Origin of the sequence: Aminobacter sp. UC22_36 (genome assembly GCF_044056035.1) — a bacterium.
Taxonomy (GTDB): domain Bacteria; phylum Pseudomonadota; class Alphaproteobacteria; order Rhizobiales; family Rhizobiaceae; genus Aminobacter.
On sequence record NZ_CP171996.1, the window covers coordinates 1,617,706 to 1,640,695 of the forward strand.

25 protein-coding genes are annotated in these 22,990 nt (G+C 63.2%); 3 read left to right on the forward strand and 22 right to left on the reverse strand.

Going from position 1 to position 22,990, the window contains the following annotated elements:
• Positions 1–24 precede the first annotated feature (24 nt).
• The 6 genes from ACHMW7_RS11080 to ACHMW7_RS11105 form a co-directional block, all read right to left on the reverse strand.
• Entirely contained in the window at positions 25–1,134 is a 1,110-nt protein-coding gene (locus ACHMW7_RS11080; RefSeq protein ID WP_395450288.1) for a nickel/cobalt transporter, read from the reverse strand.
• Between the two features lie 4 nt (positions 1,135–1,138).
• The gene (locus ACHMW7_RS11085) at positions 1,139–1,804 is read right to left on the reverse strand and encodes a DUF1007 family protein (RefSeq protein WP_395450289.1); all 666 of its coding nucleotides are present in this window, start codon (positions 1,802–1,804) and stop codon (positions 1,139–1,141) included.
• A gap of 75 nt (positions 1,805–1,879) precedes the next feature.
• Complete coding sequence (locus ACHMW7_RS11090; protein WP_395450290.1) at positions 1,880–2,788, reverse strand: LysR family transcriptional regulator; 909 nt, start codon at positions 2,786–2,788, stop codon at positions 1,880–1,882.
• A 104-nt stretch (positions 2,789–2,892) separates the two neighbouring features.
• A complete protein-coding gene (locus tag ACHMW7_RS11095; RefSeq protein WP_395450291.1) occupies positions 2,893–3,057 on the reverse strand; it encodes a DUF1963 domain-containing protein in 165 nt (54 codons plus the stop codon).
• Entirely contained in the window at positions 3,027–4,532 is a 1,506-nt protein-coding gene (locus ACHMW7_RS11100) for a DUF1963 domain-containing protein (RefSeq protein ID WP_395450292.1), read from the reverse strand. Before ACHMW7_RS11100 ends, ACHMW7_RS11095 begins: the two co-directional genes overlap by 31 nt.
• 153 nt (positions 4,533–4,685) lie before the next feature.
• Positions 4,686–5,876 (reverse strand): amidase, encoded by a 1,191-nt coding sequence (locus ACHMW7_RS11105; RefSeq protein ID WP_395450293.1) that lies wholly within the window; start codon positions 5,874–5,876, stop codon positions 4,686–4,688.
• Positions 5,877–6,423: 547 nt separating this feature from the next.
• Here ACHMW7_RS11105 and odc2 point away from each other — a divergent pair.
• The 3 genes from odc2 to ACHMW7_RS11120 all read left to right on the forward strand — a co-directional run bounded on the left by odc2 (position 6,424) and on the right by ACHMW7_RS11120 (position 8,564).
• Complete coding sequence (odc2, locus tag ACHMW7_RS11110; protein ID WP_395450294.1) at positions 6,424–7,557, forward strand: ornithine/lysine decarboxylase; 1,134 nt, start codon at positions 6,424–6,426, stop codon at positions 7,555–7,557.
• Between the two features lie 154 nt (positions 7,558–7,711).
• On the forward strand, positions 7,712–8,278 hold the full coding sequence (locus ACHMW7_RS11115; protein WP_395450295.1) for a GNAT family N-acetyltransferase: 567 nt from the start codon (positions 7,712–7,714) through the stop codon (positions 8,276–8,278).
• A gap of 94 nt (positions 8,279–8,372) precedes the next feature.
• A complete protein-coding gene (locus tag ACHMW7_RS11120) occupies positions 8,373–8,564 on the forward strand; it encodes a hypothetical protein (protein ID WP_395450296.1) in 192 nt (63 codons plus the stop codon).
• Positions 8,565–9,529: 965 nt separating this feature from the next.
• Here the strand turns inward: ACHMW7_RS11120 and ACHMW7_RS11125 are convergent.
• The 16 genes from ACHMW7_RS11125 to ACHMW7_RS11200 form a co-directional block, all read right to left on the reverse strand.
• Positions 9,530–9,811 carry an SCP2 sterol-binding domain-containing protein gene (locus ACHMW7_RS11125; RefSeq protein ID WP_214392633.1) on the reverse strand — a complete coding sequence of 94 codons (282 nt, stop codon included), beginning with the start codon at positions 9,809–9,811 and terminating at the stop codon, positions 9,530–9,532.
• Positions 9,812–10,000: 189 nt separating this feature from the next.
• Complete coding sequence (locus ACHMW7_RS11130; RefSeq protein WP_395450297.1) at positions 10,001–10,540, reverse strand: hypothetical protein; 540 nt, start codon at positions 10,538–10,540, stop codon at positions 10,001–10,003.
• A complete protein-coding gene (locus ACHMW7_RS11135) occupies positions 10,537–10,950 on the reverse strand; it encodes a hypothetical protein (protein WP_395450298.1) in 414 nt (137 codons plus the stop codon). The genes ACHMW7_RS11130 and ACHMW7_RS11135 overlap by 4 nt, the downstream gene beginning before the upstream one ends.
• A 10-nt stretch (positions 10,951–10,960) precedes the next feature.
• A complete protein-coding gene (locus tag ACHMW7_RS11140; RefSeq protein WP_395450299.1) occupies positions 10,961–11,515 on the reverse strand; it encodes a rod-binding protein in 555 nt (184 codons plus the stop codon).
• Between the two features lie 63 nt (positions 11,516–11,578).
• Positions 11,579–11,965, reverse strand: coding sequence for a hypothetical protein (locus ACHMW7_RS11145; protein ID WP_395450300.1), 387 nt, complete (start codon positions 11,963–11,965; stop codon positions 11,579–11,581).
• Between the two features lies 1 nt (position 11,966).
• Entirely contained in the window at positions 11,967–12,719 is a 753-nt protein-coding gene (gene fliR / locus ACHMW7_RS11150; RefSeq protein ID WP_395450301.1) for a flagellar biosynthetic protein FliR, read from the reverse strand.
• Complete coding sequence (gene flhA / locus ACHMW7_RS11155; protein ID WP_395450302.1) at positions 12,716–14,806, reverse strand: flagellar biosynthesis protein FlhA; 2,091 nt, start codon at positions 14,804–14,806, stop codon at positions 12,716–12,718. Before flhA ends, fliR begins: the two co-directional genes overlap by 4 nt.
• 182 nt (positions 14,807–14,988) lie before the next feature.
• Positions 14,989–16,632, reverse strand: a complete 1,644-nt coding sequence (locus ACHMW7_RS11160) for an MFS transporter (protein WP_395450303.1) — start codon at positions 16,630–16,632, stop codon at positions 14,989–14,991.
• A 188-nt stretch (positions 16,633–16,820) separates the two neighbouring features.
• Positions 16,821–17,087 (reverse strand): flagellar biosynthesis protein FliQ, encoded by a 267-nt coding sequence (gene fliQ, locus ACHMW7_RS11165; RefSeq protein WP_184769661.1) that lies wholly within the window; start codon positions 17,085–17,087, stop codon positions 16,821–16,823.
• Entirely contained in the window at positions 17,084–17,497 is a 414-nt protein-coding gene (gene flgD / locus ACHMW7_RS11170; RefSeq protein ID WP_395450304.1) for a flagellar hook assembly protein FlgD, read from the reverse strand. The genes fliQ and flgD overlap by 4 nt, the downstream gene beginning before the upstream one ends.
• Positions 17,497–17,937: a flagellar biosynthesis repressor FlbT gene (flbT, locus tag ACHMW7_RS11175; RefSeq protein ID WP_395450305.1), complete on the reverse strand. Its 441-nt coding sequence runs from the start codon at positions 17,935–17,937 to the stop codon at positions 17,497–17,499. The genes flgD and flbT overlap by 1 nt, the downstream gene beginning before the upstream one ends.
• Entirely contained in the window at positions 17,934–18,281 is a 348-nt protein-coding gene (gene flaF / locus ACHMW7_RS11180) for a flagellar biosynthesis regulator FlaF (RefSeq protein WP_395450306.1), read from the reverse strand. The genes flbT and flaF overlap by 4 nt, the downstream gene beginning before the upstream one ends.
• A 26-nt stretch (positions 18,282–18,307) precedes the next feature.
• Positions 18,308–19,351 carry a flagellar hook-associated family protein gene (locus ACHMW7_RS11185; protein ID WP_395450307.1) on the reverse strand — a complete coding sequence of 348 codons (1,044 nt, stop codon included), beginning with the start codon at positions 19,349–19,351 and terminating at the stop codon, positions 18,308–18,310.
• Positions 19,352–19,355: 4 nt separating this feature from the next.
• Positions 19,356–20,810 carry a flagellar hook-associated protein FlgK gene (gene flgK, locus ACHMW7_RS11190; RefSeq protein WP_395450308.1) on the reverse strand — a complete coding sequence of 485 codons (1,455 nt, stop codon included), beginning with the start codon at positions 20,808–20,810 and terminating at the stop codon, positions 19,356–19,358.
• Positions 20,811–20,846: 36 nt separating this feature from the next.
• A complete protein-coding gene (locus tag ACHMW7_RS11195; RefSeq protein WP_395450309.1) occupies positions 20,847–22,106 on the reverse strand; it encodes a flagellar hook protein FlgE in 1,260 nt (419 codons plus the stop codon).
• 65 nt (positions 22,107–22,171) lie between these two features.
• Positions 22,172–22,840, reverse strand: coding sequence for a winged helix-turn-helix domain-containing protein (locus tag ACHMW7_RS11200; protein WP_395450310.1), 669 nt, complete (start codon positions 22,838–22,840; stop codon positions 22,172–22,174).
• Positions 22,841–22,990 lie beyond the last annotated feature (150 nt).

A 22,990-nucleotide genomic window follows, 5' to 3' on the forward strand; every position in this document is an offset into this window, starting at 1 on the left:
GGAGGGTTCTTCGCCGTCGATCCGCTAGGCGTTCAGGCTGGCGGCCAGCAATGCCAGGCCAAGCAGCATGACGAGTGCCGCGCCACCGATCTCGATGACATTGTGGACGCGGTTGCCGGCGCGGCCGTCTCCGGCAATGGCGACAGCCCAGTTCTTGGCCGTCACGGCGAGTACCGCGAGTGTCGACACGGTGATTGCCGTTCCCAGCGCCATGGCGAAGACCGACAGGATGCCGCCGGCCCACAGGCCGTTGAGGAAGGCAAAGCTGAGCACGATCAGCGCACCGGAGCAGGGGCGGATGCCGACGGCGGCGACCGCCGACCAGGCCGTGCGCCAGTCGAAATGCTTGCCTTCGAGCATCTTCGGGTCGGGCGCATGCGAGTGGCCGCAGGTCGGGCAGACTTCGCCTGCAGCGTGATCGTTGTGGGAATGGCCGTGATGGCTGTGCCCATGGTCGTGATGCGCGTGGTTGTGACCGTGGTGATCGTGAGAGTGGTCATGGCCGCACGTGGCGTGGTCATGGTCGTGCGCATGCACGTGGGCGGCCGACAGGCTGTGCACGGGCGCTGCGCCGGCAAGGCCGAACGCCATCGGCTTGAGCTTCTTCCACAGCAGCCAGGCGCCGAAAGCGGCGATCAGCGCATAGCTCACCGTTTCCAGGAACCACGTCGCATTGGTCATCGACACCGAGGTGCCGCGCAAGACGAGGAAGACAAGCGTCATCAGCACGACCGCGGTGGCGCCCTGAAGAAAGGCCGAGACGAAAGACAGCATGATGCCGCGGCGCAGGGCCACTTCGTTGGCGAGCATGTAGGACGAGATCACCGCCTTGCCGTGGCCGGGACCGGCGGCGTGCAAGATGCCGTAGGCGAAGGACAAGCCAACCAGAAGCCATACACCGCCGCTCTGGCCGTCGCGCATCGCCTTCAGCGAGCCGGTCAGCGAACGGTAGAACTGCTGCTGGTGGACGTTGATCCAGTTGAGCAACTCGGAGAACAGGCCGGTCGAGGGCACCATCGCCTCGTTGGTGCCGATGCCAAGCGAGCTCTGGGCATGGGCCCGCACCGCGAAATGGCTGAGCACGTAGCTCAGCGCCAAAAGCGCGAAGATCACGCGGATGGTCGTCTTCTTCACTGCATCACCCCTTGGCTTGGCAGTTCAATTCCAGGCGCGTGGCAAAAATCTTGCTCATGTCGGTGCCTGACGGATCGTTGAAGAACGCGTCGGTCAACTTGGACTGGTTCTGCGCGATCGCTTCGTCCGGATCGGGGCGGATGACCTGTTTCGTGCAGGTTGCGGGCAGGTCGGCGACGGTGAGATTGGAGTCCTCGGTGAAGTCGATCGCCGTATAGAAGGTCGGGTCATAGACACCGAAATCGATCTTGCCGGTGAGCTTCAACGGCTCCCTCGGCTCGGTCTCGAACAGGATGATGAGCTGCTGATCCTCGAAATTGGCGACCAGATTGGCCGGCGGCTTCATCGCGATATCCTTGCCGTCGACGGTCACGACCTGGAAATAATTGTACTCGCCGATCGACTCGAACACCGTCTTGGACACCTCCGCCAGCTCGGTGTCGTCGAGCTTGAGGTCGGAATTCTTGTCGAACTCCATCAGCACTGTGCTGGAAAACAGATCGTCGAAACGCCACAGGTGCCTGAGCGACTTCACTGTCCTGTCGGGCGTGAGCACGACGTCGAGCCGGGCCTCGGCAAAGACGTGCGGATGGACGCTCGCCGGCACGGTCATCGCCAGCAATGTCGCTGCGGCTGTGGCCAGCATCGTCGTTGACGTTTTCAGAATCATTACACTGGCGGTCCCGGCGCTTCGGTCACCCCGAAGGTTATCAGAAACAGGGCAAAAGTGGGACGTGTCGGCCAATTATGTCGGATGGTTGCAAGGATTTGTCTTGAACCACTGCACCAGGAAATCGACGAAGACACGGATTTTCGCCGGCAGATAGCGGCGATGCGGGTAGACGGCGAAGATGCCGGCGCCGCTGAGCAGGCGATCATCGAGCACCGGCACGAGTCGGCCGGCCTCAATTTCGGGGGCGGCGATGAAATCCGGCAACATGGCGAAGCCGAGCCCTGCGACCGCGGCCGCACGCGCCGCCATCGGACTGTTGACCTCCATCGGCCCTGATACCGACACTGTCATCGCATCGCCGGTGTCGCCGGCGAATGGCCAGTTCGAGAGGTAGCGACCGTTAGTGTCGATGATGCAGGGCAAGCCGCCGAGGTCTGTCGGGCGCTTTGGTATGCCGTGCTTTTCGATCAGTTCCGGTGAGGCGCAGACCCTGATCCCGAACGGCGCCAGCCGGCGCGCGATCAAGGACGAGTTTTCCAGTCGCGAAATGCGGATGGCGAGGTCGAAACCCTCTTCGACCAGATCAACGAAACGATCATCGAGATGGATTTCGAGCACGATGTCGGGGTGTTCCTTGGCGAAGTCGATCAGCGACTGGCCGATGGGCGCGTCGGCGAAAGTGCGCGGCGCAGACAGCTTGACGCGGCCGCGCACGTCGCCAGACGACTCGCGCACCGCATCGGCCAGGCTGTCGACCTCGCGGATGATCTCGGAGGCGCGCCTGTAGTAGGTATGGCCGGCCTCGGTCAGCGAAAATTGCCTTGTCGTTCGGTTGAGCAACAACGCGCCGAGTTCGTCCTCGAGCTCGCGGACATATTTGGACAACAGCGCCTTCGAACGGCCGATCTTGCGCGCGGCAGCCGAAAAGCCTTCAGCTTCGACGACGTCGATGAAGGCGCGCATGCGGGTCAGAGTGTCCATGGTACCTGCGGTCTCGTTCAATAATTGGCTACAACGACGCTAGGATTGTTCACACCAAGGGGTCAAGGGCTATGGCGCGAAGCACGTCGGGCGGCGCTGCCGGTTTAGTTCGAGACCTGGACCCTGAGATCGTCGAACCTGCCGGCGGCAAGGTCTTGTTTCCTGATGGTCAGCACCAGATTGTCGACGTCGCCGAACATCCAGCCCATCAGGTTGCTGGTGGGCAGTTCGAGCAGCGTCACGTCGCTGTCGAGGTCGAATTCGTGCACGTATCCGAACGGCACGTGCCCCATGCCAGCCATTTCATGCGCGGCTTGATCCTGCCAGATGGGCTCGAATAGCCACGCATTGCCGGAGGTAGGGCATCGGGCGATTTCGAGTATGCGTGCCGCGCCCTGTCGAGCCGGAGGCACTCGAAATCCCAGACCCACAAGGATCCTTCCCCGTTGTGAACGGTCAGCGGCGCCTGCTGCTCCCGCGGATAGATGATCTCGCACTTGCCGAGTTCGACCATGATCGCGGCGATCTCATCTTGCGAAAGTGGCGTCTGGTCCGATGTTGCCCTGATCCGTTCGGCCAGCTTCCGCACCTGGGCCAGGGCGGCTTCGAACATCGGAAGCCCCTTCGTCCTCGCTTCGATCAGGACCGGCAAGGTGGCAGCACGTTCGCGCAGCTCGGCGAGATAGCTGGGCGGTTCCGGCGCGGCTTCCGCGGCGACGAGCCTGTCCGATGCCTGTTCAAGCTGCTGCCGGAGCGGCGTGATCATGTCCTTGGCCAGCCACTCGACGAGACGCGCCTCGGCAATCTCGAGCATTTCGAGTGTCGTGCTGCGATCGAAGGGGCGGTGTTCCGGCGACGCCAGGTCAAAACTTTGCTTGTAGATGTCGTGTGTGGCCTCGCTCCGCCCCTCCAGTCGGGGATCGGGTTCGCCCGGTCGCACTGAAACGAGGTCGACGGGCCAGCGCGGCCAGGTCCTGATCGGCTTCAGCCGCGACTTCGCGTAGGGCAAGGTGATGGACCAGCCATCTATGTCGAGGTCTTCGGGTCCCTGTCGCCACGGCCCCATTTCGCTGAGATGCAGCACCTGCACCGCGTAGTCGGTCGGATGGATGAAGATCGCGAGCCAGCCATCGCGCGGACCGTGTCCGCCCCACAGGTCGTCAGGCAGATCGGCGCAGCAGATCTGGGCGAGGAAGTTGGCGTTGCGACCGTCGATCTCGGGCCAGGGGATATGCTCGGCCATCGCCGGTGCGCCGCCGAGCCAGCTCCTGGGATGCTCGACGTCACGCGACGGAATCTGCGGCGCCAGCCTGACAACGACAGGCTCGGTGCCTTGGGCATCCACAAGCTTCTGATTGTGCACAAGCTGGCTGGCCATGCCGTCCAGAAGGTTGAGCAGGAGCTGGCGCTCAGGGTCGGTCAACGGGCGATCCTTCGCCTTGGGGGCGGGCCTTCCCAGAGCCTTGGCGATACGTTCCGGCGGTGGCGCCTGCACGGGAGGTCTGACGGCCCTGGCGACACGTTCCTGGGGAACGGCTTGCACGGCCGACTCCGGTTCGCGCTGCTGCCGGCGATAGGCCAGCACCGGGAAGACGATCGTCAAGATAGCGAGCACTGCCGCCGACGGCACGACGCCGATCCGCGACACCAGCACGAAATCAAGGAACGCATTGATGCCCTGGACACCGTTTGAGGCGGTACCGCCCGGCAAGCCGTCAAGGAAGCGCGTGAGCGTCTGTGCCACCAGCGTGGCCATCAAGATGAACACAAGTATTGGTCGAAGATATTGGCGCATCCACGCAGGCTAGCGACGATTGCCTAAACAATCGTGACTTCGCCATCGCCGCAGGTCGAAGTCTCCGACACCTCGTGTCGGTTCCGAACCTGGTCCTTAACTTCAGGATTTCGCTTGCAGGATTTTGCGTCCCATCTCGACCAGCGCTAGGTCGCTGCCGGCGGGGCCGAGCAGCGAGAGCCCGAATGGTGCGTCGTCGGCGGTGCCGATGGGCAGCGTGATCTGGGGGAAGCCCGACAGGCCGGACAGGCACAGCAGCATCAGGGCGCGCTCGCGATAGGCGAGAAGCTCGTCATGCGTACCGTTGGCCAGGGGTGCGGCTCCTGGTACCGTCGGCAGGACCAGAATGCCGTCCGCCCCGAGCAGCGCGCCGAGCTCCTGGCGAAACGCGTCGCGTTTTTCGATCTCCGCGGCATAGTCCGCCGCGGAAATGATGGCGCCGAATTCGAAGCGCTCCTTGACACCCGGCCCGAGGCCGCGATCGCCAGACGAGATCCATGCGCCATGCTGCTGCCAGGCCTCAAAGGCCTGGATCTTGCGGAAGCACCAGTAGAGTTCGTCGGGCGCAAAGGAGAGGGGGGCCGCATCGGCGACTGGGCCAATGGCCGCCTCTGCCTGCCGCCGCATCCGCTGGTATTCGGCGACTTCGCCAGGACCGGTCGGCAGTTGGTCGAGCCAGTCGAGCGCCAGCGGCCTGGTGAGTTGGCCGCGATAGGCGTCTTCGCCGATCAGCAACTGCGCCACCGTTTGGTAAACATCGATATCCCTGGCGAACCAGCCGAAGGTATCGAGGCTGGGCGCGAGCTTCATCGTGCCGTCGAGGGAAATCAACCCGTGGGTCGTGCGCAGGCCGATCAGGCCGCAAAAGCTCGCCGGCGCGCGGATCGAACCGCCGGTGTCGGAGCCTATCGCGATGTCGGCAAGCTTTCCAGCCACCGCTGCCGCCGAACCCGATGACGAGCCGCCAGTGACGCGGTCAGGTGCGGCGGGATTTATCGGGTGGGGAAAATGCGCGTTTTGCCCCATCAGCGAGAAAGCGAGTTCGTCGGTCTGGGTCTTGCCGACGAATCGCACGCCGGCATCGAGCAGGACTTGTATCGAGGTGGCTGTTTTGGCGGCCGGAAGGGCGCTGGCCGCCTTTTGCAGGTTGCCGCAGCCGGTGGGGTAGCCGGCGACATCGTAGATGTCCTTGACCGCCAGCCCAAGCCCCGCCAAGGGGCCGGTTTCCGCATTGAAAACAGGTATTTGCGGCAGGTCGAGAAATGCGTTGAAGGGGCCGGACGTGCCAGTCATCGTTCGAAACCTGTTACGATATCTCCAGCATTGTTCGACGTTTGAATTTTTTCAACCCGCTATGAGATTTTAATTGATTGTGACGGTCGCGAGCCATATATCCGCCCTTGCCCAAAGTCGCACGTGCCTGTGGGTGTCCGCCGATCCCTCGAATGGCGAGGAAATCGGTAAGGTAACTGGAGCTAACCCCTCCAGTCGATTTAGCGGCCAACCGCAAAATCGAGGACACCTTGAAGCAACGACGGTGCGGGCCTTTCTGGTTCTCTTCCGGCTGTCCAAAAGCCGGGGTTACTGAAGAGGCACACCTTCATTGCCGGCAGTGCGGAACGGGTCTTCCCATTTCCAAGCCAAGGCAGACAAAGCGAACCGAAGCCGGGCTGGCTTAGGTTCATCGCCGCGTGAAGCGCATTTATGGTTCCAGGGTCTCCACAGGCTGGTTCCATCAAATAGCGGTCATGTCTTTGTCCACCGCGGGATTCTGCGGCCGGGAACGGCCGTCCCGCAGCTTGATGATTTTGCGCGGCAGGACCGCGCGATGGAGAGACCTATGGCCACTCAGCGCATCCTCGACTTCCTCGCCACCCGACGTCCGTCCGGCCCTTGCCTCGTCGTCGACCTCGATGTCGTGCGCGACAATTTCCGCGCCTTCGAAAAGGCTCTGCCGGAGTCCAAGGTCTACTACGCCGTGAAGGCAAACCCGGCACCGGAGATCCTGCGCCTGCTTGCTGGCATGGGCTCGTCCTTCGACACCGCTTCGGTTGCCGAAATCGAGATGGCCATGGATGCCGGCGCGCCGGCCGAGCGCATCTCCTTCGGCAACACCATCAAGAAGGAGCGCGACATCGCGCGCGCCTTCGAACTCGGCATTCGCCTGTTTGCCGTCGACAGCGTCGAAGAGGTCGAGAAGGTCGCGCGTGCCGCCCCTGGCGCTCGCGTGTTCTGCCGTGTCCTGACCGATGGCGAAGGTGCCGAGTGGCCGCTGTCGCGCAAGTTCGGCTGCGTGCCTGACATGGCCGTCGACGTGCTGCGCCTGGCCAAGTCGCTTGGCCTCGACGCCTATGGCGTGTCGTTCCACGTCGGCTCGCAGCAGACCGATCTCACGGCCTGGGACCGCGCGCTGGCCGACGCCAAGAAGGTGTTCGCCAAGCTCGCCGAAGAAGGCATCACGCTTGGCATGGTCAACATGGGCGGTGGTTTCCCGACGCGCTACCTGCGTGACGTGCCGGCAGCCCAGGCCTATGGCCAGGCGATCTTCGACGCGCTGTCCAAGCACTTCGGCAACAACATCCCGGAGACGATCATCGAGCCGGGCCGGGGCATGGTCGGCAACGCCGGTGTCATCAAGTCGGAAGTCGTGCTGATCTCCAAGAAGGCCGACAACGACAATGTGCGCTGGGTGTTCCTCGACATCGGCAAGTTCGGCGGTCTCGCCGAGACGATGGACGAGGCGATCCGCTACCCGATCGTGACCGCGCGTGACGCAGACGAGAAGTCGCCTTGCGTGCTCGCCGGCCCGACCTGCGACTCGGCCGACGTCATGTACGAAAAGACGCCGTACCCGCTGCCCCTGTCGCTGACCATCGGCGACGAGGTGCTGATCGAGGGCACCGGCGCCTACACGACGACCTATTCTTCGGTCGCCTTCAACGGCTTTGAGCCTCTCCGATCCTACGTGATCTGACGGCGCTCATTTCGGCGCATTTTCGAACGGCGAACCGGTATCCACTTCGCCTGAAAATGCGCTGAGAGCCGATCAGATCATCCCGGCGCGGGCGCATCGGCGCCCGCACGGGCTCGCTTGTGGAACAGTTATCCGCTCGTGAAGGATCGCGGACATGCATATCGAAAAAGAAACCACCACCTCGCCCGACGTCATCATTGTGGCTGAAACTTTCGCCGACGCTGCGGCGCGCGAGATGCTGCTTGATCGTGCCATGGGGCCGAAGCGGCGCAAGAAGTCGTCGGAGAAGCTGCGGCGCGGCCGTCGCCCGTCCGAGGGCCTGGCGCTGATCGCGCGCGATGCCGAGGGCGCGGTCGTCGGCACCGTGCGGCTGTGGGATGTGCGCCTGGGGGAGGGCGGTCCGGCGGCATTGCTGCTCGGCCCGCTGGCCGTCGACCCATCGTTGAAGAGCGCAGGCATCGGCTCGGCGTTGATGCGCCAGGCAATCGCCGAGGCTGGCCGGCTCGGCCATCGCGTCGTGCTCCTTGTCGGCGATGCGCCCTATTACGCGCGGTTCGGCTTCTCGGCCGCGAAGACGGGTTCGCTGTCGATGCCCGGACCCTACGAGCGCGACCGTTTCCTTGCGCTTGAACTGGTGGCGGGTGCGCTTGACGGCGCCAAGGGCGTACTCAAGGCCGCGGGTCGCAGGCTTAGGACTGAGCGGGCCCGTCTGGCAGCCTGATCGGCTGCCAGAGGCGGTCCCCAACACCACTTATTTCCAAGCCGACATGCGGCTTGGAGCGGCCGGAAAACAGGTTGGTGATGGCGTCCGGTCCTTGACGCAAGCGATCGAGGGTTGCTGCGCCAGTGGCAACCTCGAAGGCCGCTGCTGTTCGGTGGCCTGCGAGGCATCCAATCCGAGCGTCGATACCAGCATGCCGCAGCCAGACAGCATGGCCGCGCAGGCGAATATCGTCACCGCTGCTGCGAGGCGGTTTCTTCTCACCTTCAACTCCACATTGGCCTGAGGGATTGCGACCTGAGGGATTGCCGCGAAGGCGCCATGCCCCTGAAGAGGCATGGCGCCTTCGATCACTGTCCGGTGCTGTAATATCTGTCCTCGCCATGACGTGGCCGCCGCCGGTCGTAACAATCGGGATGCCGCGGTCGGCCATAATCCTGGGTGCAGAAGACCGGTTCGGAAAAAGGCGGTCGCGGCGCACGGGGTGGACGCGGTGGCATGGGCGGCACCGGCGGACGCGGATGATAGCGCGGATAGTCCCCGCCATGGCGCGGTGGATAGCGTGTGTCGTCCCAACGCGGTGGGCCGTAACGATCATCCACGCAGCCGGCGAGGATGACCGCACACAGGGCCGCTGCCAAGGCAATCAGTCGATTTCGCTTCACATGACACTCCGGGTCGAATCATTGACCGGGACGATTTGGGCTCCAAATGTTGTGGCGGCATTACGCGGCAGAGGCCGACCCGCTGCGGCGGCCGGCGAAGCCGACATGAAAAAGGCCGGGTGAACCCGGCCTTCTCGTTCAGTCGTCGGCGAAGTGGCGTGGTCTCGGACGATCGATGCAATCGGGCGACGGCGTCGTTGCCGGTCCACCCCTGCAATCGAGCGGTTCGCCGCGCGGACGTGGCGGCGGACCATGGCGGGGATAGTCGCGCGGCCCATCCCAATTGCGTGGTCCGTTTCGCGGGCCATCCCAACTGCGCGGCCCATGCCTGGGACCATCCCATTCGCGAGGTCCATATCGGTCGTCGACGCAGCCGGCGAGGATGACCACGCACAGGGTCGCAGCCAAGGCGGCCAATCGGGTTCGGTTCATATGAAGCTCCACATCGCGAAACGTCCCTGTGGGGGATGTGGACCCCGACCATTGCCGCTGCATTGCGCTTTCAACCAAGGCGAGCAGAATTCGCATGCAAAAAGGCCCGGTTGTGACGCCGGGCCCTTCTTTTGGATGATTTTGCGTCGGGGGCTTAGAGCAGCTGGCTCAGGCTCATCGCCACCGACATGTCGCCCTCGACCTTGATCTTGCCGGTCATGAACGCCATCGTCGGGTTGAGGTCGCCGGCGATCAGCGACTCGAGATCGTCGAGCGACAGCTTGATGGTGCAGTCGGCCGGTCCGTCGGTGGTCGAAAGGGTTGCGCCGTCGATGACGATGACGCCGTCGCCGCCTGTGTCGAACTTGATCGAGCGGTCGAAGCCGGCGCTCTCCACCTTTGCCTTGATCTTGTCTGCGATTGCCTGAATGCTCATGGCTCTCTCCTGGTCTGTTCCTGAAAGGCGCTTTGCGCCCGGCCTCCCCGGACCAATCCGGTCGAGCCGGCCAATGTCACAGGACTGTATTGCCTATAACCGGCATCTTACGTTTACGTCAACGTTGAATTGGCGAGCGCTTGTCGCTTGAACTGGCGACCGAGGCAGCCGGGCTGGCTGGCTGCCGTCTCAGTGGGCCTTGGCCGGGGATGCTTCCGCTGGCTTTGCGGCTTCCGCCGCCGCTGCGGTGGCGGCCGATTCACGCTGGCGCACCGCGTTGTCACGGACGTCATCAGGGGTCAGGAAGTCGATCTGTTCGACCATCACTTCGTGGATCAGCTTCGAACCGACGCGGCCGTTGATGCTGTCGCGAATGCCGTTGCGAAAGCCGTCGAGATCGAGCTTCTCGTATTCGGTGAAGTCGATCTGCGGATTGCCGTAGAGATATGAATAGACCTGGTCGACGAGCAGGGAGTCCATCGGCACCGACATCTTGGCGACTTCCTTGGGCTCGACCGTGTAGACCAGGCGCACGAGGAAATAGCCGTGCACGCGCTCGCCCTTGAGCAGCGGCACCGAAATGACGTCGGTCTTGACGTAATCGAGACCGCCGAGCAGCGGCTTCTGCTCCTCGGATGCCGGCAGGTTGGCGGCGGCCTGGAATGAATAGAACACCGCGCCGAGGGTCACGGCGACAATCCACAGCGCCGCCGCGATGAACTTGATCACCGCGCCCACCCGAATTCGTTGGCCGAATATGTGCCGTCCGCCTCGGAGCGCTGGATGGCGTCCCTGAGCAAGGAGGCGACTTCGCTGACGGCGCTGAGATGGGCGAGGATCGCGCGCTCATTGGCGACGAGCTTGTCGCGCAGGCGTTCGACGCCGACCTTGAGCTCTGCGGGGAATTCGCCTTCGACCAACCCCTTGGTGGCGCGGGTCAGTTCATAGAGATAACGGCTCTTGCGCGCGTTCGACGCCTTGATGTCGAAATGGATGTCGGTGCGGATCGCGGCGGTTTCTTCTTCGACCGCGTCTTCGATGCGGCTGATGATGGCCGCGACGTTGCCCGGACGGGCCGCAGTGTCGATGAAATCGGCCGGCGCTGGAAGGTTCAGCCTGTATTCGGAGAGATCCGACATATCTTATCCTCTAGGATTTTGTGTCAGTGACGGAGGCGGCATCGTCACTTCCAAGCGACTTCACCATCTTCCGCTGCAATTCCTGGATGAGCGCAGTCGCCTGGCTCATTTGTTCGTCGAGTGCAGCCTTTTCGGGGCCGCCGGAGACGCCGCTTACCGGCACCGCCTTATCGTCCTTGATGTAGTGGTCGCGCATCACGGTCCTGGCGATGCCGATGCCGCCGGCTTCAGCCGTCTGGTTGGCGAGATGCTCGGCCATCATCGACTTCCACATGTCGCCGGCCATGCCCTTGCCGTACACGCTCTCAGTGTTCTTCGGCATCATGTTGCCGATGAAGGTCTGCAGCACCATCGCCTCGAACTTCTTCATCGAGGCGTCGGGTGCCGTCTTGTCGGGCTGGCGCGCGATGCCGCCGGTAACCTCGGCCTCGGTCAGGGAGAAGGCGCCTGCCGTACCTGTGTTGGCCGTCCGGTTGGCGAGTGCCGTGCGCGCAGCCTGGATACCGGCCGGCTCGACGGCCTTGGCAACGTCCAGAATGATGTCGCTGGGTGGGGAGATGGCCAAATCTGGCTCGCCTTTCCGGGGTTACGATACTGCTGATTGTGGCGGGTCAAGCTTGCGGCAACCTTACTTGTCGTCAGCCGACTTTCTTTCGATGATTTCGAGACGTTCGCGGTCGGCGCTGTCGCGCTCGTCCTGGCGGCGGACGTCGCGGTAGGCGCGCTCGACCATGTTGGTGCGGGCGGTGGCGGTGGCGATCTTGCCGACCTCGACATTGGCCAGCCCGAGATTGAGCTGCTTCTTGTCGATCGCCGCCTTGATGCGGCGATGGTAGAGTTCGGGGAACAGCTGCGAGATGCCGTCGTTGCTGTCGAAGCTGTCCGACAACTCTTGCGCCTCGGCTTCAGCGGCAATGGCATTGGCGACAAAGCCGGCATGGCGGGTTTCGTGCAGCGCCTTGAGCTGTTCCTGCACGACCACCAGTTTTTTCAGACGATCCCTGCGTGAAGCCATCTTATCTCCCCACGGTGATGTCGACGAAGCCGTCGGCGAACAGGCTGAGCATGGTGGCGATGCCGAAATAGATCAGGATCAGCCCGCCGGCGACGACGAAGGGCAGCGAGATGAAGTAGACCGGGATCTGCGGCGTCAGCTTGTTGACGAAGCCGATCGTCAGGTTGATCAGGATGGCATAGGCGACGAACGGACTGCCAAGCCTGAGCACGACCATGAAGCTCTCCGACAAGGTGTCGGTGACGTCGACAAGGGCCGCCTGCGGATTGAAGAACATGTTGACCGGCGCGACCTGGTAGGAGGCGACAAGAGCGCGGACGATCTCATGGTGAAAATTGAAGGTGAACAGCAAAATCAGCGCCGAGATCGAGATGATCGAAGCAAGGGCTGCCTGCGGCTCATTTTCTTCGATGGCATGGCCACCGACGCCGCCGAAGCCGATCAGCATGGCGATCGCCGAGCCCATGAACATCAACGCCAGAATGTAGAGCCTGGCCATCAGACCGATCAGGCCGCCAATCAAGAGTTCGGACGCGATCATCGGCATCAGCACACCGGGGCGGGCGTCGACGAAGGGAAAGATCTGGTCCCAGAGATGGACCAACAGGCCGCCGGTGGCGGCGACCGCGACGAACAGCCTGACATGCATGGGCACGCGCACGCTCGAGATGCCGGGCATCAGCATGAAGCAGCTGCCGATACGACAGAAGGCGAGGAACGCCGCAAGGACCATGCCTTGCGCGGCGGCATTCATGAGACGGTACCGAGCACGCGCAGTTCGACGCCCTTGGCGATCTCGACATGGCTGAGCACCGGCAGCGTCGGGAACAGCCTTTCGATGATCATGCGGACATAAGGCCGCGCGTCGGGCGCGGTGACGATGACGAAACGCTCGCCGGTTTCAAGATGGGTGCGGATCGCCTTCGAGGCGTCCTGGCCGAACTCCTCGAGCTGGCGCGGATCGATGTCGAACTCGCGCACTTCGCCCTTGGCGTCGCGCTTGAGGCTCTGGTGGAAGGCGAGGTCCCACCGATTGCCGAGACGCAGCACCTTGAGCACGCCGCCTTCGCTCAGATCGCCGCAAATCTGCTGCGCCATGCGGATGCGGACATGCTCGACGATCTGTTCGGTGCGGCGGACATGCGGCGAGATCTCGGCGATGGCCTCGATGATGAGGTGGAGATTGCGGATCGACACGCGCTCGGCGAGCAACAGCTTGAGCACCGCCTGCAGGCCAGGATAGGTGATGTGCGAGGTGCAGATCTCGTCGGCGAGCTTGCGGTATTCGGGATCCTGGCGTTCGAGCAGCGCCTTCATGTCCTTGTAGGACAAAAGCTGCGGCAGGTTGTTGCGGATCACTTCGGAGAGGTGGGTGAGCAGCACCGACATGTTGTCGGCGAAGGTGAATTGCTCGCGCTTCAGATCTTCGGCGAAGGAATCGAGCACCGAGAACGCGCGCATGCCGAAGGCCGGCTCGCGCACTTCCTCGCCCGGAATGTCGGGTAGCTCGCGCGCGCCGAGCAGCACCATGATCTCGCCGACGCGCATCTGGTATTCGGCGACGACGGTGCCGTGGACCTTGATCTGGTAGCTCTTGGGCGGGATCGAGAAGTCGTCGGTCATCCGCACTTCCGGCACGACGAAGCCGTACTGGGTGGCGAACTTCTTGCGCATCTTCGACATGCGGAAGGCGAGTTCCTGATGCGTGGCGAGCAGGCGCGTCGACAGCTGCTTGCCGATCAGCAGTTCGATCTCGGCGGTAGCGAGCGACGCCTTGACCGAGTTCTTCTCCTCTTCGACCTTGTCGGCTTCGGCCTGTTGCTTTTCGGCGTCGGCTTCGGCGACGCGGCGGTTGTGGCGCAAGGGGATGACATAACCCAGCGCTGCCATGGCAGCGGCAAGCGTGATGAACGGGAACATCGGCAGGCCGGGCAGCAACGAGAGCAGCAGCAGCAGGCCGGCCGCAACGTAGAGCGCACGTGGATAGGCGCCAAGCTGGCCGAACACCGCCTGGTTGGTCGAACCGCGGGTGCCGCCCTTGGAGACCAGCAAGCCGGCGGCGAGCGAGACGATAAGGGCGGGGATCTGGGTGACCAGGCCGTCGCCGACCGACAGCTTGATGAACACGTCGGCGGCTTCGCCCATGCCCATGTCGTGGCGGAAATAGCCGATGGCGATGCCGCCGATGATGTTGATGGCGGTGATGATGAGGCCGGCGATGGCGTCGCCGCGGACAAATTTCGAGGCACCGTCCATCGAGCCGAAGAAGGAGCTTTCCTCCTCCAGTTCGCGGCGGCGCAGTTGCGCGGTCTTGTCGTCGATCATGCCGGCCGACAGATCGGCGTCGATCGACATCTGCTTGCCGGGAATGGCGTCGAGGGCAAAACGCGCACCGACTTCGGCGATACGCGTCGCACCCTTGGTGATGACGATAAAATTGACCACGATCAGGATCAGGAACACGATCAGGCCGATGACGAAGTCGCCGGACATGACTAGGTTCGAGAAGCCGGAGATGACGTAGCCGGCGGCGTGGGTACCCTCGTTGCCATGCGACAGGATCATGCGCGTGGTGGCGATGTTGAGCGAAAGGCGCAGCATCGTGGCGATCAGCAGGATCGTCGGGAACGACGAGAAATCGAGCGGGCGCTGGATCCACAGCGCGACCATCAGGATCAGCACCGAAACGGCGATGGAGAAGGCGAGGCCGACGTCGATCAGGAAGGCCGGGATCGGCAGGAACAGCACCGCCAGGATGATGACGATGCCGATGGCAAAGAAGACGTCGCGTCCGCTGTTGTTCGCCGTGCCTTCGCCTGAAATGGTTTCGCTGATCGCCATTGATGCTTCCGATCGAATCCCGCCGCGAGCCTATGCCACGACGCGCCGACCCTATTGCGCCAAGCTTGCGCGAGGGTGGGAGGGAGCGCGACTGGGAAGGTTGGCGGATATGCGCACCCGTGGAAAACCTCTCCACGGCCAAAAGCACAAGTCCTACGGTTGCCGGCGTAAAGGCGCCGCCTTCAGTGCAGTTCGATGTGGCCCTTGTGGGTGCCAAGCGCTGCGGCGAGGCTGGTCGGGCGTTCGATCAGGCGATGGACGCGCGGCGGCTGGGCGCCGCTGTGCAGGGCGCGCAGCTTGTCGCCAATGACGGCGTCGGCATGGGTGGCGCGCTGGTTGTGGCGGATATATTCGAGCCAGGTCGGGGTGTGATAGGTCTCGACCCAGATTTCCGGGTTCTCGAGATCGCGCGCCAGCACCCAGTTGCGGGCGCCGTCGCGGCGGCGCACCCGGCGGCGTTCGGTCATGGCATCGAGGAAGGCCGGCACGTCTTCCTCGCGGATGATGAACTCGATCGAGATGACGATGGGGCCTGAGCGCGGCCTGACGTCGAGCGCCAGATGCGGCTCGCGAAAACGGTTGAGCGGGTCGAGGTTGAGCGCGGTGTGCTCGGGCAGCGGCAACAGCAGGCCGATGGCAGCGCCGACCAGCATGACGATGCCGGCGACGACAAGTGCTGTGGCGGGGCCGTTGCTTTCGGCGACAAGACCCCAGATCCAGCTGCCCAGCGCCATGCCGCCGAAGGTCGCCATCTGGTAGATCGACAACGCCCGGCCGACGACCCAGCGCGGCGTCGACATCTGCACCGTGATGTTGAAATGCGACAGCGCCAGCACCCAGCAGGCGCCGCCGATGAGCAGGCCGCCGCTGGTGAGCCAGGGGTTGGAACTCCAGGCAGCGATCCAACTGCACAGGGCGAAGCCGAAGAAGGCCGAGCGCACGATGGATTCGCTCGACATGCTGCTGCGGATGCGGCCGCTGATCAGAGCGCCGCCGACCGCGCCGATGCCGAAGGCGCCGAGCATGATGCCATAGGTGAGCGGGCCGCCAGCGACAAGATCGCGGGCGACCAGCGGCAGCAGCGCCTGGATGACGACGGCGGTGAAGCCGAAGGCGAAGCTGCGCAACAACACCTTGCCGATGTTGGGTGACATGGCGACATAGCGCAGGCCGGCCCCCATGGCCTGGCCGAGCGTTTCGCGCGGCAGCGGGTTTGCCGGATATTCGGGGCGCCAGCGGAACAGCACGAAGATGATGGCGAAGTAGCTCAGCGTGTTGACCGCGAATGCGGCCGCGGCACCAGCGGTGGCGACGATGATGCCGCCGATGGCCGGGCCGACGCTGCGCGTCATGTTGAAGCCCATGGAGTTGAGCGCGACGGCCGCCGGCATGACCGTGCGCGGCACCATGTCGCCGACCGAGGCCTGCCAGGACGGATTGTTGAGGGCGGTGCCGCAGCCGATGAGGAAGGTGAAGGCGAGCAACAACCACGGTGTGATCAGGCCGAGATAGGCAAACAGTGTCAGCATCGCCGACACCGCGAACATGAAACACTGAGCGGTCAGCATGACGCGGCGGCGGTCGTAGCTGTCGGCAAGCGCGCCCGAGGCAAGCGAAAACAGCATGATCGGCAGCGATATCGAGGCCTGGACCAGTGCCACCATATCCGACGAGGTGGCGATCGAGGTCATCAGCCAGGCAGCGCCGACCGACTGGATCAGGCTGCCGAAGTTCGATGCCAGGCTGGCGAACCAGACGGAACGGAAGATGCCGTGCTTGAATGGCGCGAGTGCCGAACCGTGCTCGTACTGGTGGTCGTCGTCCATGCGCCAAGCCGGCCGAGCCGGGTGCCCTTCGAGTGAATCGCTGTTTGCCGACTAGACCATGATCGCGCGGCGGGGTGAACCCATTTGTCTGGAACCGGCATGGTCCAGCGGCGGTTCGGCAGCAGTCCACAGACCGGGATTCAGGTGAAGCCCGGGTCGAGGTGGCAACAAGCTCGCCGCGCTGCCGGTCAGAAACCGTTTTCGATGCGCTGGAAGATGACGTTGGTGAAGCTGGAAATCTGGGCGCCGATGAATGGGGCGGTCAGAGCCACCACCAGGAAGATGGCGACGATCTTGGGAACGAAGGTAAGCGTGATTTCCTGGATCTGGGTCAGTGCCTGGATCAGGGCGATAACGACGCCGACCAGCATGGCTGCCGCCACCGCGGGTGCGGAGGCGGTCAGCACGGTCCAGATGGCATACTGGACCAGGTCGAGGGCATCGGCTTCGTTCACGCAGCCGCCTTGACCTTGACGCCGGCGACGACCGCGACCGTCTTGCCGTCGGCCAGCACAGCGGTGACGCCGTCCTTGGCGAGGCGGACCTCGGTGACGGTGCCCGAGGTCTTGCCGTCGGCCGAGGTGATGTTGCGCCCGATCAGCGCGTCGGCCTGGGCGAGCGCCGAGGACTGCAGGATCTGGTCGAGGCGCGCGTTCATCTGCACCGATTGCTCGACCTGCGAGAAGGTGGCGAGCTGGGCCACATACTCGGTCGATTCCATCGGCTTGGTCGGGTCCTGGTTCTTCATCTGCGCCATCAGCAGCTTGAGAAAGGACTGGTAGTCGACCTGGGTCTTGGAGCCGGTCGACTTGTTGGCGCCGGTATTGGCGCCGACCGGCGGGGTGGTGCTGAAATCGATGGGCATCAGAATTTGCCTCCGGCTGCGCGAGCGCGTTCGACGGGCTGGGAATCGTTGCCGGCGATGATGCGCTGCTCGAGTGGGTAGAGAGAACGAATCGTCTTCAATGCTTCGTAGACGTGGTCTTCGGCGACGAGGCGGTCGACATGCTTGAGGCTCGACAGGATTTCGGCATTGTCGAAGGTGGCGAGCAACAGCGGCAGCGAGCGGCGGAACATGTCGCGTGCCTCGACCGCGCCGATCGGGTCGACCAGCATCACCTGCAGGATGAAGTAGAGCTGGCGCAGTGGGGTCGAGGCCTGCTCGGGCTGCAGCACGTGGCTTTCGAGCAGGAACTGCACATCGTTGAGCAGTTCGAGCGAGACCTTGCGGTCGGCGCGCACAACGGCACCGTTGATGTAGATCTTCTCGTTGGCCTTCAGCGAGATCTTCAGCGTGTTTTTCATTGGATGCCGTCGCGAATGATCTGCGAGACCTCGATCATGCCTTCGAAGCTGTCGGTGCGGCCCTGGCGCAGGTCCTCGCCCTCGCGCAGGATCCACAAGCCGATCGAGATGAGGTTGGCGCGCAGTTCCTTGGGAAGCGCGTTCTCAGGGTTGCCGAGGTCGTCGAGCAGCGAGGTCCAGACCCGGTTGGTGAAGTTCAGTGCCGCGATTGCTTCACTGGAATTGGCTCCGGCTTCGCCAGCCTTGACCAGCATGTCGATCGATCGGCTGAGAAGCTGACGTTCGCGATCCCGCGCGTCGGCGACGGAGTCGGTCTGAATGTCGGCATAGGAGAATTGATACATATGCGTCCCGTTTGTTGCCGTTCACGTCAGAGGTAGTTCATCAGGCTGAGCTTCTGGATGCGTGCCGTCAGTGCGTATGATTTTTCGATCAGCGAGATGAGATCGGTGACACGGGTCGCCGCCTTCTCGGGGTTGACGCCCTCGGTGTTGATGATGTGGCGCTCGAACAGGTCCATCTGCATCTTGATGCGGTCGGTGGCGTTGGTCACACGCTGCTCGATGATGCCGGTCTGTGCTTCGAGCTGACCGATGTCGCTGATCGCCGCGCCGATGGTCGAGACTGCACGCGTCACCAGCGCGCCGCGCGCAGCCTGGCCGACATTCGAGGCGAGCAGGTCACTGATCACGGCGGCGGCCATGGCAACCTTGCGGAGGCCGATGTTGTTGGCACTGACAGAAGCTTCAGTGGTTTCGTTGAGTGTGATGCGGCTGGTGATGCCCTGGTCGGTAGCGTTCGAGAAATTGGCCTGCCAGCCGCCGCCGAGGAACATCGGCTCGACGACCGTGGTCATGAAGCCATCCATCTGGGCGGCAGTGATGGTCTGCGCGCCCGGATCGTTCTGGGTGAAGCCGAAATGTGTCTGGAAGGCGGCGTCGAAGGCCGCCTTGGCCGGCGAGCCGGCCTTGAATTCGTTGATCGGCTTGACGTCGGTGTTGGTGCCGGCAAACAGATATTCGCCGTTGAGGCTGGTGTTGAGCACCGAGGTCAAGGTGTCGAGCGTGCCGCGCGCGCTCTTCTGGGTCAGCGCGTAACCGGCGTCGCCTGAAGCGCTGCTGGTCAGACTGGCCAGGAAGGTCTGCGCGGCCTTTCCAACCTCGTTGAGTGACTTCTGCGTCGCCGCCAGGCGCGACGACACCAGGCCGTTGGAATCGACGATGCCGTCGAGGCGTTCATGATCGCGGTGGAGCGTCAACGACTGGGCCGTGCGGGCGCCAAGCGCGAGCCCGACATCGGCGGCGAAGCCTGAGGTGGCTTCCTTCTGCGCCTTGATCAGTTCGGACTGCTGGCGCAGCATCGAATAGCGTAGCGCGTTGGTAACAGCGGAAGAGGAGACGAAGGTCGCTTTCATCGCGCTACCTCACTGCTGCCAGAAGTGCGGCCAGCATGTCATCGACGGCCTTCATGAGCCGCGCCGACGCCTGGTAGGCATGCTCGAGGTCGAGCATCAGCGACATCTCGACATCGACATTGACCGCGGTTTCATTGGAAAGAGCTTCACCGGTGCGGACGGCCAGCGCTTCCTTGGTCTCGGCTGCTGCCGAAGCCTGCTTGCGCATGCCCTCGAACCAGCCGATCGAATTGGTGCTGAAGGTGCTGAGGCTCGAACTGGCGGCGATGCCGGCGGCCGGATCGAAGGCCATCGTCTGGTCTATGCGATTGCCGTAGGAGATCAGCAGGTCGGCATAAGAGGCGTTGCCGGCCGGGTTCTTGACGTAGGCCACGCCGTTGATGCCGCCGTCACGCAACAGCTTCGGGTTGCCGCCAACGTTCGGGTCGACCGCGGGATTGATCTTGATCGAGCGCGCAAGACCGTTGACCAGCACGCCGGCGGGCGGAACAGCCGGGCCGCCCGACCAGGTGAACAGGCCCGCCTGGTCGGCAAGCGCAGGCGCGGTTTCGGAGAAGGCGGTGATCAGACCGCGCGCCATCTCGTCGAGTTGCGCCTGCATCGTGGTGGTGACGCTGTCGCGCAGCTGGATCATGCCGGCCAGTTTGCCGCCGGCGTCGGTATTGGCGCCGGTGCCGGGCTGGAGCGGCACGCCGTCGATGAGGATTTTGTTGCCGGTCATGCCGGCCGAGTAGCCGGGCGAGGGGGTGAAGGTGACCGAGCGCGGGATCGTCTCGAACAAGGTCGTGCCATCACCCGTGGTGATGACCATGTCGTTGTCGCTGCGCTTGAAGGTCGAGATCGGCACGATCTCGGCAATCTTCTTCAGGATGGCATCGCGCTGGTCAAGGGAATCGTTGACGTCGCGCCCGGCGCGGGTGCCCTGGATGATCGCCTTGTTGGCCTGCTCGAAATCGGCCAGCAGCCTGTTGAGGTCGTCGACAGTGGTGGCGATCTCGCCGTCGGTTTCGGTCCGGATACGCTGGATGGCATCGCTGCCGTCGTTGAGCGAACGCACCACCTGGCGGGCGGCGTCGATCGCCGCCGTGCCGAGGTTCTGGTTGGAGGGCGCTGCCGCATAAAGCTGCAGCGCCTGCTGGAACTTGCCGAGATTGGTCGCGACCGAGCCCTTGTTCTCAGAGCCGTTGACGTCGAGCGACAGCTTCTGCAGGCCTTCGAGAAGGGTGTTCTGGCCGGTGAAGTCGGCCAGCGCAGACAGGTTCTGGCGGAACAGCAGCTCGTTTGTCGCCCGCTGGATTTCGACCACGCGCGCGCCGGGGCCGGTGCTGGCAAGCACCGCTGTGCGGCGCACGTAGTCAGGGTTTGATGCATCCGCGACGTTGCGGGAAACAGTGCTTGTCTGGCGCGAGGTGTTGCGAAGCGCAGATTGGGCGATGCTAATGGCGGACGACAGCGACATGCGTTGTTTTTCCAGCGGGCGATAAGCCCGTCAGTCCTATCTCTTCAGGTTGACGAGGATATCCATCAGGTCCGCTCCGGTTTGGAAGACCTTGGAATTGGCAGTGTAGTTGCGCTGGGACTCGATCATTGCGGTGAGTTCCTCGGCGATGTCGACATTCGAGTTCTCGAGAGCGCCCGAGATCATCTTGCCGCGCCCGCCTGAATCGGCGAAGCCGATCTGAACCGGACCGGAGTCAGCACTTTCGCGGAACACGTTGCCCGACAGGCTGTTCAGCCGATCCGGGCTCGCGACGTCGGCCAGCGGGATCTTGAACAGCGGCTTCATCGAGCCATCAGCGTACTGGGCGTACATGGTGCCGTCGGTGTCGATCTCGACACGCTCGATGGTGCTGGGGCCGTTGCCGTCAGCGACAGCCTTGGTCACCGTGTAGGGCGACGCAAGCTGGCTGAGCTTGGAGATATCCAGGTTCATCGACGCGCCATTGGGCACCGTGAAGGTGAGGCTGGTCGGGCTGGTGCCGGTGAGCTTGCCGGTTGTGCCGTCGAAGGTCAGGGTGGCGTTGCTGAGCAGACCGCCGGCAGCGTAGGGGAATGACGTTCCCGGAGCTGCCTTGGACTGGTCGAATACTGCGACGTCCCAGGTGTTGGCACCGGTCTTGGTGTAGTAGATGTCGACGATCTTCTTGCCGCCGAGATTGTCGTACACCACCATCGACGATTTCGAGGTGTAGGTCGCACCTGCGGCGTTGCCACTTGGTATCGCACCGGTCACCGCTGTCGCGTCGCTGGGCAGGTTGGCGGTGAAGGTGGCATTCTTGGTCGGAAGTGCGGTGAGTTCGGAGCTCGAAATCTGCACCGGCACCAGGCCGTCGAAACCGTTGGCGGTGGCTGCCGGCACGCCGTTGGCGTAGCTGTAGCCCATCAGCTGGTAACCGGCGGCGTTGATCAGGCGCCCCTGGCCATCAGGAACGAATGAGCCGGCGCGGGTGAGAAAGGGAGAGCCGGAGGCATCCTTGACGACGAAGAAGCCGTTGCCTTCGACCGCGAGATCGGTGCCCGAGGTGGTGTACTGAAGCGTGCCGTCCTTGGCGATGGCGTTCAGCACCTTGGTGGTGACGCCGCCGGAATTGTAGGCGCCGGGCGTGCTGGGCAGGACCAGCGACGAGAACTCGGTGTAGGCGCGCTTGTAGCCGGTCGTGCTCGAATTGGCGATGTTGTCGGCGACCGTCGACAGCCGGTTCGCCTGGGCGTTCATGCCCGAAACGCCGGTTCGCATCATTCCGTAAAGGCTCATCGGTGGTCTCCTCAAATCTCATGCCACGCTAGTGAAGTTACGTGGCATGTCTTGCGCGAGGCTGATCAGACGATCAGCCGGTAGCCGAGGAAACGCTTTGAATCGATGGGGTCGTGGCCAAGACGTTCGCGCAGCTTCTTGCGCAGCTTGGAGATGTGGCTTTCAACTACGTTTTCTTCGACTTCTTCATCGAAGACACCGTAGATTGCATTGAAGACCTGGGTCTTGGTGACACGGCGGCCGCTGTTGCTTGCCAAATATTCGAGGATGCGGCGTTCGCGGCGGGGCAATGGCATTGCCTCGCCGTCGATTTCGGGGTCGCGTCCATCCATGAAGATGCGCATCGCACCAATCTGGGTGAAGCCGGTGTCTTCCTGGGCACGGCGACGGATCGCCGAGATACGGGCGAGGATTTCACGGATGTGGACAGGCTTGCGAATGACGTCGTCGACGCCTGATTCAAAAAGCTTGAGCGTGTTTTCGAGATTGTTCTGTTCGCTGAGCGCGATGACGGGCGCCTTGGAGCGATCGCGCAGCTGGCGAGGCGAGATCGAACCCTCGTTGCAGTCGCCGATGAGGAAGGCGCGAACCGAGCGCAGATCCTCGTCAGGTGCACTGGTGACCCATTCGCCGAATTCGGTCGAACGGAAGCCCGCGCACGCCACACCTTCCCGGTCGAAGAGTGAATTATATCCGTTGGTGACGAGCTCTCGCTCGTCGACGATTACGATCATGATCCCGCCCCCGAATCAGTAAAAATGCCCTGTTAACCAATCGGTAATGGGTCGGGACCAAGGCGACCAATCGTGAATTCTTGCCGCTATTTTTTAGGGAGTCTGGAATCGCGTGGGTTGAACAGGTTGCACGACATGCGTGCATCCAGT